The organism is Acidovorax sp. (assembly GCF_046314175.1).
Taxonomy (GTDB): Bacteria; Pseudomonadota; Gammaproteobacteria; order Burkholderiales; family Burkholderiaceae_C; genus Acidovorax.
Genome location: NZ_JBKBXG010000035.1, coordinates 1 through 11541 on the forward strand (window position 1 = coordinate 1; position 11541 = coordinate 11541).

Here is an 11541-nt window from a genome sequence, read left to right on the forward strand (position 1 = left end):
GGTACCACTCCTTCCCATCCCGAACAGGACAGTGAAACGACTTTGCGCCGATGATAGTGCGGGTTCCCGTGTGAAAGTAGGTCATCGTCAGGCTCTTATAGCCCCAAACCCCCTCAGTCTCTAAAGGACTGGGGGGTTTTGCGTTGGGGAGCCGAAAAGTCAATGCGATGCTTCGTATCGCGCCTCGTGACAATGGCGGCGTTGCCTGAGCAGGTTCTTACATCTGCGGTTTCTCTCGAATTTGCGCTGGACCTGGGTCGATGCCGGTCCTAAAGCTGAAGTCTTCTGCCCTGCGAGAACACCAGCAGTTCTCCGCGTCCAAAGGCTGTCCACTGCTCGTTGTTCGTCAGTGGACTCGTCACAATCACCGCCACCTGGTCTTTCTCGCCCGCCTCCCGCGAGAAATCCAGCGCCAGGTCTTCGTCACTCAGCTGCGCCGAGCCAAACGGGTGCCGACGCTCTATGTAGTACAGACTCGTCGACGCGTGCGACCACAGCGCCTCTCCGTTTGATAACAAAAAATTAAACGCGCCGAGAGGTGCTACCCAAAGTCGACAACTCAAACCTGTGAATGTGCGAGGCATCAAGCACCCTGTGTAGGCGCCCCTCAAACCACAAAAGATGCAAATGCGCCAGCGCCTCACCCATGGCAAAAGTCATCTGGTGTGCATCCAGCGTGCGCTTGAACATGATCGGTAAGACGTCCGCAGCGGATAGGGGCCTTTGCTCCGCAGCGCTGAGTATTTCCGCAAGCCGGTCGCGGTGATGGTCCTGTAGCTGGTCGATGCGTGCGTGCAGGCCGGTGAACGGTTTGCCGTGGGACGGTAGCACCAGTGTTACCGAGGGCAATTCCCGATATCGAAGCAGCGATTTCAGGAATAGCCACAGCGGATTGGCTTCTGGTTCCGTCGCATGGACACTTACGTTGGTTGAAATACTTGGCAACGCCATGTCGCCACTGATCAAAATGGACAATTCCGGGCAATACAGAGCAATGTGCTCCGGAGCATGTCCATAACCGCTGACTCCCTGCCAGCTCCGTCCACCAATCTCAATCACATCGCCATCCATGAGCCTGCGATAGCTAGTGGGCAGTGCCGGAACCAACGTCGGGAAGTACGAGCTCCTCCCGCGAACATGCTGCAGAAACGCCTCGTCTTGCATGCCGTGCAGGGCGTAGAAACCCGAATTGGCTTCCCCTGAAAAACTGCTGCGATCGTAGACTGCAGTTTTCGCCACGTTGTAGTCGGTAGCGCTGACCCACAGACGAACATTCCACCTGTCGCACAGCCAATGTGCCAGTCCGATGTGGTCCGGATGCATATGGGTCACGATGACACGGAGAACCGGCAGCCCGTCGAGACTGGTGGCGAAAATTTGTTCCCATTGGGCACGCGTAGCCTCACTGTCGATGCAGCAGTCCACCACCGTCCAACCATCGGTCATGGTGCCGGCAGCGTTTGGTTGCCGGTCTCGCAAGAGCCAAAGATTGATGTGGTCCAGTGCAAACGGCAGGCCCATGCGAATCCACCTCACCCCCGCTGCGACCTCAATGGCCTCTCCCATTGGAGGCAAGCGGTCCCCAAGCGGGTAGTGCATCTGATGTTCAAGGTGGTTCATGAAGGTCGTGTGATGGGGTAGCATTGACGTTTACGTTAACGTCATGCAATTCACGCATTGTAGGGAGGCTTCGCCCGCGCGCTGTCTCCTGTGCGAATCTGCTCTTGCTCCGCTCAGCAAACACCATGGCCAATACTTACACCATCAGCGACCTTGCAAAAGAGTTTGATCTGACGACCCGGGCGATCCGCTTTTATGAAGACATGGGTTTGCTAGAGCCAGAACGCACAGGCCCGGGGGGCCGGAACCGTGTTTACAGCGCACGCGACCGAACGCGGCTCCGATTGACGCTGAGGGCCAAGCGCCTGGGCCTTTCGCTGACGGAGGCGAAAGAGATCATTGATCTGTACGACAGTCCGCGGGATACGGGCGTGCAACTGCGCAAATTCCTCGATGTACTCGTGGTTCATCGCAAGCAATTGGAAGAGCAGATGGCGGACCTTGAGGCGAACCTGGAGGAGGTTCGGGAGCACGAAAAAGAGGCGAGGGCACTGCTGCTCAAAGTCGAGAAGCAAAAATGATTAATAATTGACGTTTACGTAAACGTAAGCCAGGAGACGGAGTGAGCACTGCCCCTTTTGAGCCCCGCTGCGCCAAGTTCGCCGCCCGTGTGCGTGACAGCTTTTCGCGCCAGGGCGCGATGCAGACCCTTGGCGCTCGGCTTGGGTTTGTGAGTGCGGGCGCTGTCGACATTGAACTTGACTGGGCGCAAGGCCTGACCCAGCAGCACGGCTTTCTGCATGCAGGCATGGTGGCCACGGCGCTGGATTCCGCGTGTGGATATGCCGGTTTCACGCTGATGGGCAACGATGCCGCTGTGTTGACCATCGAGTTCAAGATCAACCTCCTGGCCCCTGCGCGCGGTCAGCGGTTCCGCATGGAGGGGCGTGTTCTTAAACCCGGCCGAACCATCACTGTGTGCGAAGGCCGTGCATTTGCGATCACCGACAACGAAGAAAAACTGGTCGCCACCATGGGCTGCACTCTCATGGCAGTGACTGGACGAGACCACATCCAGGGCTGAACCAGCCGATCCACATTTCACCTTGAGGAGACATCCATGAGCAATCCCAACAATCTTCCCGGCCTGAACTTTCAACTGGGCGAAGACATTGACGCCCTGCGTGACGCAGTGCGCGACTTTGCGCAGGCCGAGATCGCTCCCCGCGCTGCCGAGATCGACCGCAACGACCAGTTTCCCATGGACCTGTGGCGCAAGATGGGCGACCTGGGTGTGCTGGGCATCACGGTGCCCGAGCAGCACGGCGGCGCTGGCATGGGTTACCTGGCGCACATGGTGGCGATGGAAGAAATCTCGCGCGCCAGCGCATCCGTGGGCCTCTCCTACGGCGCCCACAGCAACCTGTGCGTGAACCAGATCAACCGCAACGGCAGCGACGAACAAAAGGCCAAGTACCTGTCCAAGCTGATCAGCGGCGAGCATGTGGGCGCGCTGGCCATGAGCGAGCCCGGTGCAGGCTCTGACGTGATCAGCATGAAACTCAAGGCCGAGGACAAAGGCGGTTACTACCTGCTCAACGGCAGCAAGATGTGGATCACCAACGGCCCCGACGCGGACACGCTGGTGGTGTATGCCAAAACAGAACCCGAAATGGGTGCGCGCGGAGTCACGGCATTCCTGATTGAAAAGGGCATGCCAGGTTTCAGCGTGGCGCAAAAGCTCGACAAGCTCGGCATGCGCGGCAGCCACACCGGGGAACTCGTTTTCAACAACGTAGAGGTGCCCGCATCGCATATCCTGGGCGGCCTGAACCAGGGCGCCAAGGTGCTGATGAGCGGCCTGGACTATGAGCGCGCGGTGCTCACCGGCGGGCCGCTGGGCATCATGCAGTCCGTCATGGACAACGTGATCCCCTACATTCACGACCGCAAGCAGTTTGGCCAGAGCATCGGCGAATTCCAGCTCATCCAGGGCAAAGTGGCCGACATGTACACCGTGCTGCAGGCCGGGCGCTCGTTTGCCTACACCGTGGCCAAGAATCTCGACATGCTCGGCACCGACCACGTGCGCCAGGTGCGCAAGGACTGCGCGTCAGTGATCCTGTGGACCGCTGAGAAAGCCACCTGGATGGCCGGCGAGGGTGTGCAGATTTTCGGTGGCAATGGCTACATCAACGAATACCCGCTGGGCCGCCTGTGGCGCGACGCCAAGCTCTACGAGATCGGTGCGGGCACCAGCGAAATCCGCCGGATGCTGATTGGCCGCGAGCTGTTTGCTGAAACCTGCTGAGCTTCTTTCTAGTCATTGAGACCCAAGGACAACATGCCCTCCTCCATCGAAGACCTGTTTGTTCACAACCGCGCCTGGGCGGCCCAGATGGAGCAGGAGCGGCCCGGCTTCTTCACTGGCCTGCTCGCGCAGCAAAAGCCCAAGTACATGTGGATCGGATGTTCCGATAGCCGCGTGCCCGCCAATCAGATCACGGGCCTGGAGCCGGGCGAAGTCTTTGTGCACCGCAATGTGGCCAACGTGGTGGTGCCCACCGATCTGAACTGCCTGTCCACCATCCAGTACGCGGTGGACCAGTTGCACGTCGAGCACTTGATGGTCGTGGGCCACTACGGCTGCGGCGGTGTGCTGGCCGCGCTCGAGGGGATCCGTGTTGGCCTGGCCGATAACTGGATTCGCCACGTCAAGGATGTGCGCGACCGCCACCGCGACCTGATTGCGTCGATAGCGCCTGAGTGGCGGCACGATGCTCTTTGCGAACTCAATGCCATCGAACAGGTGGTCAACATTGCGCAGACCACCGTCATGCTGGACGCATGGGGCCGGGGCGAGAAGGTCACGCTGCATGGCTGGTGCTATGGGCTCAAGGACGGGCTGATCAATAACCTGCACATGACCGTGGACAGCACCGAAGGCCTGGACGCCATCTACAAGGCGGCCATTGCTGGCGTGGCGTCCGCCAAGCGGCAGTAAACGCCAACACGCGCTCATTGCAGCGGTTGAAAGCCCGGCATGTTCCCGCAACGGCTAGACGCTCCCCAGGCCTACGGCATTGCCAAGGCCATGATGGACGGCTTCAACCGCCACTACCGGCTGTTCCGTACCGAATCGGCACGCGCCAAGCACCGTTTTGAAACCGCCGACTGGCACGGGCAGCAGCGGGCGCAGCGAGAGCGCATCGAGTTTTATGACCTGCGCGTGAAAGAGTGTGTGCGCAGGTTAGAGAAGGAATTCGCGGCAGGCGCGCAGCCCATGGACGTGTGGCACCAGGTCAAGCTGCACTACATCGGCCTGCTGGTCAACCACCACCAGCCCGAGCTGGCCGAGACCTTCTTCAACTCGGTCACCACCAAGATCCTGCACCGCACGCACTTCCACAACGACTTCATCTTTGTGCGCCCGGCGGTCAGCACTGAGTACATCGAAAACGACGAGCCCGCAGCGCGCCCCACATACCGGGCCTACTACCCGTCCCGCGACACGCTGGGCGAGACTTTTCAGAACATCATCGAGAACTTCCAGCTGCAGCGCGAGTTTGCCGACCTGGCGGGGGACACCGCGTGCGTGGTGGCCGCCATGCGGGGCCGACTCGACAAGGTGCGGCTGCGCGCCAACTTTCAGATTCAGGTGCTCACCAGCCTGTTCTTTCGCAACAAGGGCGCCTATGTGGTGGGCAAGATCATCAACGGCTTCAACGAAGTGCCGTTTGCTCTGCCCCTCCTGCACGACGACAGCGGCAAACTGGTCATCGATGCCGCATTGTTTGGCGAAGACGACATGCAGATGCTGTTCAGCTTTGCACGCGCCTACTTCATGGTGGACATGGAGGTGCCCAGCGCCTACGTGCAGTTTTTGCGCAGCCTCATGCCGAAGAAGCCGCGCGCCGAGATCTACAACGCGCTGGGCCTGGCCAAGCAGGGCAAGACGCTGTTCTACCGAGACTTCCTGTACCACCTCAAACACTCCAGCGACAAGTTTCGCATCGCACCCGGCATCAAGGGCATGGTCATGCTGGTGTTCGACCTGCCGAGCTTTCCGTTCGTGTTCAAGCTCATCAAGGACTACTTCCCGCACCAGAAGGAAACCACACGCGAGCAGGTCAAGGCCAAGTACCTGCTGGTCAAGCACCACGACCGCGTGGGCCGTATGGCCGACACGCTCGAATACAGCGAAGTCGCCTTCCCGCGCGACCGCTTCGACGATGCCCTGATTGCAGAGATCGAGAAGTTCGCGCCCAGCCAGCTCGAAATCAGCGACCGCGATGGTGATGGCCAGACCGAAGTCATCATCAAGCACCTGTACATTGAGCGACGCATGATTCCGCTCAACATCTACCTGCAGGAAGCTTTTGATACGGGCCTGTCGGACCCGCGTGCGCACCAGCAGATGGAGCGCAGCGTGATCGAATACGGCAACGCCATCAAGGACCTGGTGGCCGCCAACATCTTCCCGGGCGACATGCTCTGGAAGAACTTCGGAATCACGCGCAACGGCAAGGTCGTGTTTTACGACTACGACGAGATCGAATACCTCACCGACTGCAACTTCCGCCGAGTGCCCACGCCACGCAATGAGGAAGAAGAGATGAGTGGTGAGGTCTGGTACAGCGTGGGCCCGCGCGACGTGTTCCCCGAAACCTTCGGCCCCTTTCTGCTCGGCAACGATGCCGTGCGCGCGGTGTTCATGCAGCACCACGCGGACTTGCTGGATGCCGCCTTCTGGCAGTCGCACAAAGAACGCATCCAGGCCGGCCACATGTTTGACGTGTTTCCCTACGACACGGATCGGCGCTTTGCGCATGGCACTGCGGCCTGCTGACCATCGTTTTCACCCCCACCTTTTGTCTGAACCACTTTGAGGAGACCTTCACCATGTCCGCATCCACCCAAGACCCCATCGTCATCGTCGGTGCTGCACGCACCCCCATGGGCTCGCTGCAAGGCGACTTCTCCAGTTTGGCTGCCCACGACTTGGGCGGCGCAGCCATCAAGGCTGCCATGGAGCGTGCGGGCGTGTCGCCCGACGCTGTGGGCGAAGTGCTGTTCGGTAACTGCCTGATGGCCGGCCAGGGCCAGGCGCCCGCGCGCCAGGCGGCGTTCAAGGGCGGCTTGCCCAAGGGCGCGGGCGCTGTCACGCTCAGCAAAATGTGTGGCTCGGGCATGAAGGCCGCGATGATGGCGCACGACATGCTGCTGGCTGGTACGCACGACGTGATGGTGGCCGGTGGCATGGAGAGCATGACCAACGCCCCCTACCTGTTGCAAAAGGGCCGAGGCGGCTACCGCCTGGGCCACGACCGCATCTTCGACCACATGATGCTCGACGGCCTGGAAGACGCCTACGAAGCGGGTCGCAGCATGGGCACGTTTGGTGAAGACTGCGCCGCCAAGTACAGCTTCACGCGCGAGCAGCAGGATGCCTTTGCCACCGCCAGCGTGCAGCGCGCCAAGGCCGCCACCGAGTCCGGCGCCTTCGCTGCCGAGATCGTGCCCGTCACCGTCAAGACCCGTGCGGGCGAGACCGTGGTGTCAGTGGACGAAGGCCCCGGCAAGGTCAAGCTCGAAAAAATCGCTGGTCTGAAGCCCGCATTCAAGAAGGACGGCACCATCACCGCCGCCTCCAGCTCCAGCATCAACGACGGCGCCGCCGCGCTGGTCATGATGCGCGAATCCACCGCCATGAAGCTTGGCTGCAAGCCCCTGGCCCGCATCGTGAGCCACGCCACGCATGCGCAAGAGCCCGAGTGGTTTGCCACCGCCCCGCTGGGCGCCACGCAAAAAGCGCTGGCCAAGGCGGGCTGGCAGGTGGGCGATGTGCAGCTGTGGGAGATCAACGAAGCCTTCGCCGTCGTGCCCATGGCGCTGATGAAAGAACTCGACCTGCCCCACGACAAGGTCAACGTGAACGGCGGCGCCTGCGCCCTAGGCCACCCCATCGGTGCCAGCGGCGCGCGCATCATGGTCACGCTGATGTATGCACTCAAAGCGCGGGGTCTGACCAAGGGCCTGGCCACGCTGTGCATCGGCGGCGGCGAGGCCACAGCCGTGGCGCTGGAACTGGTCTGACGATAGAGCGAGATGGGATGATTCCCGTCTCTTCACAAGGACCGCGATGACTTCACCCGCTCCCGAGATCACCGCCTTTTGGCGCGAATTTGTCGATGCCCAGGCGTCGCTCCAGGCCCAGCCCCTGCGCGAACGGGTCGAGTCGGCCAATGCGCTCATCGAGCGCCACCTCAGCGGCCTGGCGCTGGAGATGTCTGGCGGCGACAGCGATGCAGTGGTGGACCTCATCGTTACCGCCCATGGCAGCACCGACAACTTTCCACTGTTGATGCAGACCGCCGCCGCGGCACCTGCACTGCCGCACTACCGCGTCCGCGCTTTTCGCGAGCGCACCACGCAGCCAGACTTTCCCATCGGCATGGATGGCTTTGAGTTGGCGACGTCTGATGTGCTGGTCGCCTGCGGGCAGGACGACGGGCAGGCCGCGCTGGAGATCCGCTTTGGCCGCGAGATTCCCGAAGACTATTGGGACCACGCACGCAACATGGCGTTCATCATGCTCGACCACGTGCTGGGCGAGTACGACTTTGCGGTCAAGGTGGGTGCGGTGGACTTTGTCGAAGAGGCCTCCGACCCGCTGGCCCCTTGGACACCCCTGAGCCAGTTTGCCCCCGTGTTTGACCGCTATTGGGTGGATACGCTGGGCCGCACCAGCGACTTCCCCAATGGCGAACACGACTGGTCGGGCATGACCGTGGCGTTTGGCGCGCCAGGCCATGGGGGCAGCAATGGTGATGAGACCGAGGACACCGCCATCGTCATGGTCAACCGCAGCGCCAACCCGGTGGCCATGCGCGCGGACCTGGCCTATGCGCTGACCCTGGACCTGGCGGTGGGCAACCGCGATCAGCTGGCTGCCGTACAAGACCTGCAGGACCAGGCGGCCACGCTGCTCGCGCTGCCGCAGCTGGGCATCATGGCCTACACACTGACCCGCGCCGGTCGCCGCAAGGCGGTGTATTACGTGGGTGACAAGCAACTGGCCATGCAGACACTCGCGCCTTTGCTGCTGCGCGACGAGGCTGAGTCGCTGGAGCTGACCTTTGTGTTTGACCCCGCGTGGTCAGGCTATTTCGAATTTGCGGTGCATTGCCCATGAATGCGTTCAACCCTTCGCTCAACCGCTGACAGGCCCCACCATGATCGAAACCGCCGAACAACTGCGCACCCTGTACGCCGCGCCTGGCGAGCGGGCCCTGCGCAAGCAGCAAGCGCAACTGGATGCGCACTGCCAACGCTTCATTGCCCTGTCCCCTTTCTGCGTGGTGGCCAGTGGTGGAGGCGATGGTGCACTGCTCGACGCCTCGCCGCGCGGTGGCGCCCCGGGTTTTGTGAAGTCGCCCGACCCGCACACCCTGCTGCTGCCCGATGGCAGCGGCAACAACCGGCTCGACACCTTGAGCAACCTGCTCGAAGACCCGCGCATCGGCCTGCTGTTCATGATCCCGGGAGTGGATGAAACCCTGCGGGTGAATGGCACCGCACGCCTGCGCGACGAAGCGCTGTACACCGACTTCTTCACGGCCGAGCGCCAGCGCCCAAAGATCGTGATCGAAGTGCTGGTCGCCGAGGCGTATCTGCACTGCTCCAAGGCCTTCATGCGCTCGCGCCTGTGGTCTGCCGATGCGCAGGTGGACCGCGCTGCACTGCCCACCATGGGACAGATGATCCACGACCAGATGGGCCTGGCCACCGAGCCCGAGTCCCAAGTCGCGATGCTGCAGCGCTACCGCGCTCAGCTGGCGCAGGAGCAGCAGCTCGGTGATGCATGAAATGAAGCTCCCCCTGAGTCGCCTTCGGCGCCTTCCCCCTCTCCTGCGGGAGGGGGACGACGCCCTCGCTGCGGGGCGGCCCTTGCTCGGCGTCCCGCGCCTGGGCCGCGCCAGTGGCTGCGGCCGTGGGCAGCATTCACTCCTGCCAGGAGGGAGATTCTTGGTAACTCCTAAATTTATAGCTGCTAGCGCTTGATGGATAAGCGCTAGAGGCCAATTTCATTCAAATTTTCACCCATGAAATCCATACTCGTCATCGGCGCATCGCGCGGAATTGGGCTGGAGCTGGTGCGCCAGTACACCGACGCGGGCCGCCGCGTGATTGCCACCGTGCGCGACGACGAAGGCCGCGAGCGGGTGCAAGCCTTGGGCGCCGACGTGCTGACCGTGGACGTGGCCAACCCTGCCAGCGTCAGCGGCCTGGCCTGGCAACTGGACGGCGAAAAGATCGAAACCGCTTGGTATGTGGCGGGTGTCATTCGCCGCCCCAACGCGCTCACGCCACCCACGCAGCAGGACTTTGATGCGGTGATGCACACCAACGTGCTAGGCGCCATGCAGACACTGCCGCAGGTCGCGCCCATGGTGTCCGACGCGCAGGGCGTCTTCGCCTTTCTGTCCTCGTCCATGTCGCAGATCGGCAGCGTGCCCAACAGCGGCTCGTGGCTGTACCGCACCAGCAAGGCGGCACTGAACATGGCCGTGGCGGCCGCCCAGCACGACTACCCGAACGCCACGCTCATCACCATCGACCCCGGCTGGGTGCAGACCGACATGGGCGGCGAGGGCGCTGCACTGACCGTGCAGGACAGCGTGCGCGGCCTGCGCGCCACCGTGGCGAGTGTCACCGCCGCCGACAAGGGTCGCCTGCTCCACTACGACGGCCGCCGTGCTGCCCATTGGTAGCCCCCCGAATTTCTGAACAACAAACGACTCTGGAGACACTCCCCATGCTGCTGACCCAAGACCAGGAAATGATCCGCGACGCGGTGCGCGACTTTGCGCAACAAGAGCTGTGGCCGCACGCCGCACGCTGGGACAAGGAACACCACTTCCCTAAAGAGGCGCACCAGGGCCTGGCTGCACTGGGCGCGTATGGCATTTGCGTGCCCGAGGAGTTTGGCGGTGCCAACCTGGACTACGTGACGTTGGCGCTGGTGCTCGAAGAAATCGCCGCCGGTGATGGTGGCACCAGCACCGCCATCAGCGTGACCAACTGCCCCGTCAACGCCATCCTCATGCGCTATGGCAACGCGCAGCAAAAGCGCGATTGGCTTACACCGCTGGCCCAGGGCCAGATGCTGGGCGCGTTCTGCCTGACCGAGCCGCATGTGGGTTCGGACGCCTCCGCCCTGCGCACCACGGCCGTCAAGCAGGGTAATGAATACGTCATCAACGGCGTCAAACAGTTCATCACCAGCGGCAAGAACGGACAGGTGGCCATTGTCATTGCCGTCACCGACAAGGGCGCGGGCAAGAAGGGCATGAGCGCCTTCCTCGTACCCACCGACAACCCCGGCTACGTGGTCGCGCGATTGGAAGACAAACTCGGCCAGCACAGCAGCGACACGGCGCAGATCAACTTCGACAACTGCCGCATCCCTGCCGAGAATCTGATCGGCGCGGAAGGCGAGGGCTACAAGATTGCGCTCGGCGCGCTCGAAGGCGGGCGCATCGGCATCGCAGCGCAAAGCGTGGGCATGGCGCGCAGCGCGTTTGATGCGGCGCTGGCTTATTCGAAAGAGCGCGAGAGTTTTGGCACCGCCATCTTCAACCACCAAGCCGTGGGCTTTCGCCTGGCCGACTGCGCCACGCAGATCGAAGCCGCGCGCCAGCTCATCTGGCACGCCGCCGCGCTGCGCGACGCGGGCCGCCCGTGCCTCAAGGAGGCAGCCATGGCCAAACTGTTTGCCAGCGAGATGGCCGAGCAGGTGTGCAGCGCCGCCATCCAGACGCTGGGCGGCTATGGCGTGGTGAGTGACTTCCCGGTGGAGCGCATCTACCGCGACGTGCGCGTGTGTCAGATTTACGAAGGCACGAGCGACGTGCAGAAGATCATCATCCAGCGCGCGCTGGCGTAGTTGACCTGGTCAAGGCACGGCGTCTGCGGGCC

The 11541-nt window shown here is 62.2% G+C and carries 11 protein-coding genes, 1 rRNA gene and 1 pseudogene; 11 read left to right on the plus strand and 2 right to left on the minus strand.

Annotation, left to right across the window (positions count from 1 at the left end):
- A 5S ribosomal RNA gene (gene rrf, locus ACK4OE_RS11840) occupies window positions 1-93 on the plus strand; the annotation flags it as partial.
- A gap of 176 nt (window positions 94-269) precedes the next feature.
- Here rrf and ACK4OE_RS11845 read toward each other — a convergent pair.
- Together ACK4OE_RS11845 and ACK4OE_RS11850 are read right to left on the minus strand one after the other, a co-directional pair.
- Window positions 270-545 (minus strand): annotated as a pseudogene (locus ACK4OE_RS11845) (class II glutamine amidotransferase); the annotation flags it as partial.
- Window positions 523-1620 (minus strand): MBL fold metallo-hydrolase, encoded by a 1098-nt coding sequence (locus ACK4OE_RS11850; RefSeq protein WP_409885009.1) that lies wholly within the window; start codon window positions 1618-1620, stop codon window positions 523-525. The gene ACK4OE_RS11850 and the pseudogene ACK4OE_RS11845, both read right to left, overlap by 23 nt.
- 125 nt (window positions 1621-1745) lie before the next feature.
- On the opposite strand from ACK4OE_RS11850, the gene ACK4OE_RS11855 reads away from it, so the two are divergent.
- The 10 genes from ACK4OE_RS11855 (at window position 1746) to ACK4OE_RS11900 (ending at window position 11509) form a co-directional block, all read left to right on the plus strand.
- Entirely contained in the window at window positions 1746-2141 is a 396-nt protein-coding gene (locus tag ACK4OE_RS11855; RefSeq protein WP_409885010.1) for a MerR family transcriptional regulator, read from the plus strand.
- Between the two features lie 41 nt (window positions 2142-2182).
- Complete coding sequence (locus tag ACK4OE_RS11860) at window positions 2183-2644, plus strand: PaaI family thioesterase (protein WP_409885011.1); 462 nt, start codon at window positions 2183-2185, stop codon at window positions 2642-2644.
- Window positions 2645-2680: 36 nt separating this feature from the next.
- Window positions 2681-3871, plus strand: coding sequence for an isovaleryl-CoA dehydrogenase (locus ACK4OE_RS11865; RefSeq protein WP_409885012.1), 1191 nt, complete (start codon window positions 2681-2683; stop codon window positions 3869-3871).
- Window positions 3872-3904: 33 nt separating this feature from the next.
- Entirely contained in the window at window positions 3905-4564 is a 660-nt protein-coding gene (gene can / locus ACK4OE_RS11870) for a carbonate dehydratase (RefSeq protein ID WP_409885013.1), read from the plus strand.
- Between the two features lie 39 nt (window positions 4565-4603).
- Window positions 4604-6409: a bifunctional isocitrate dehydrogenase kinase/phosphatase gene (gene aceK / locus ACK4OE_RS11875; RefSeq protein WP_409885014.1), complete on the plus strand. Its 1806-nt coding sequence runs from the start codon at window positions 4604-4606 to the stop codon at window positions 6407-6409.
- Window positions 6410-6462: 53 nt separating this feature from the next.
- On the plus strand, window positions 6463-7656 hold the full coding sequence (locus ACK4OE_RS11880) for an acetyl-CoA C-acyltransferase (RefSeq protein ID WP_409885015.1): 1194 nt from the start codon (window positions 6463-6465) through the stop codon (window positions 7654-7656).
- A gap of 46 nt (window positions 7657-7702) precedes the next feature.
- Window positions 7703-8755 (plus strand): DUF695 domain-containing protein, encoded by a 1053-nt coding sequence (locus tag ACK4OE_RS11885; protein WP_409885016.1) that lies wholly within the window; start codon window positions 7703-7705, stop codon window positions 8753-8755.
- A gap of 40 nt (window positions 8756-8795) precedes the next feature.
- Window positions 8796-9428: a pyridoxamine 5'-phosphate oxidase family protein gene (locus tag ACK4OE_RS11890; RefSeq protein ID WP_409885017.1), complete on the plus strand. Its 633-nt coding sequence runs from the start codon at window positions 8796-8798 to the stop codon at window positions 9426-9428.
- 237 nt (window positions 9429-9665) lie between these two features.
- Window positions 9666-10334, plus strand: a complete 669-nt coding sequence (locus tag ACK4OE_RS11895; protein ID WP_409885018.1) for an SDR family oxidoreductase — start codon at window positions 9666-9668, stop codon at window positions 10332-10334.
- Between the two features lie 44 nt (window positions 10335-10378).
- A complete protein-coding gene (locus tag ACK4OE_RS11900; protein ID WP_409885019.1) occupies window positions 10379-11509 on the plus strand; it encodes an acyl-CoA dehydrogenase family protein in 1131 nt (376 codons plus the stop codon).
- Window positions 11510-11541: the final 32 nt, after the last annotated feature.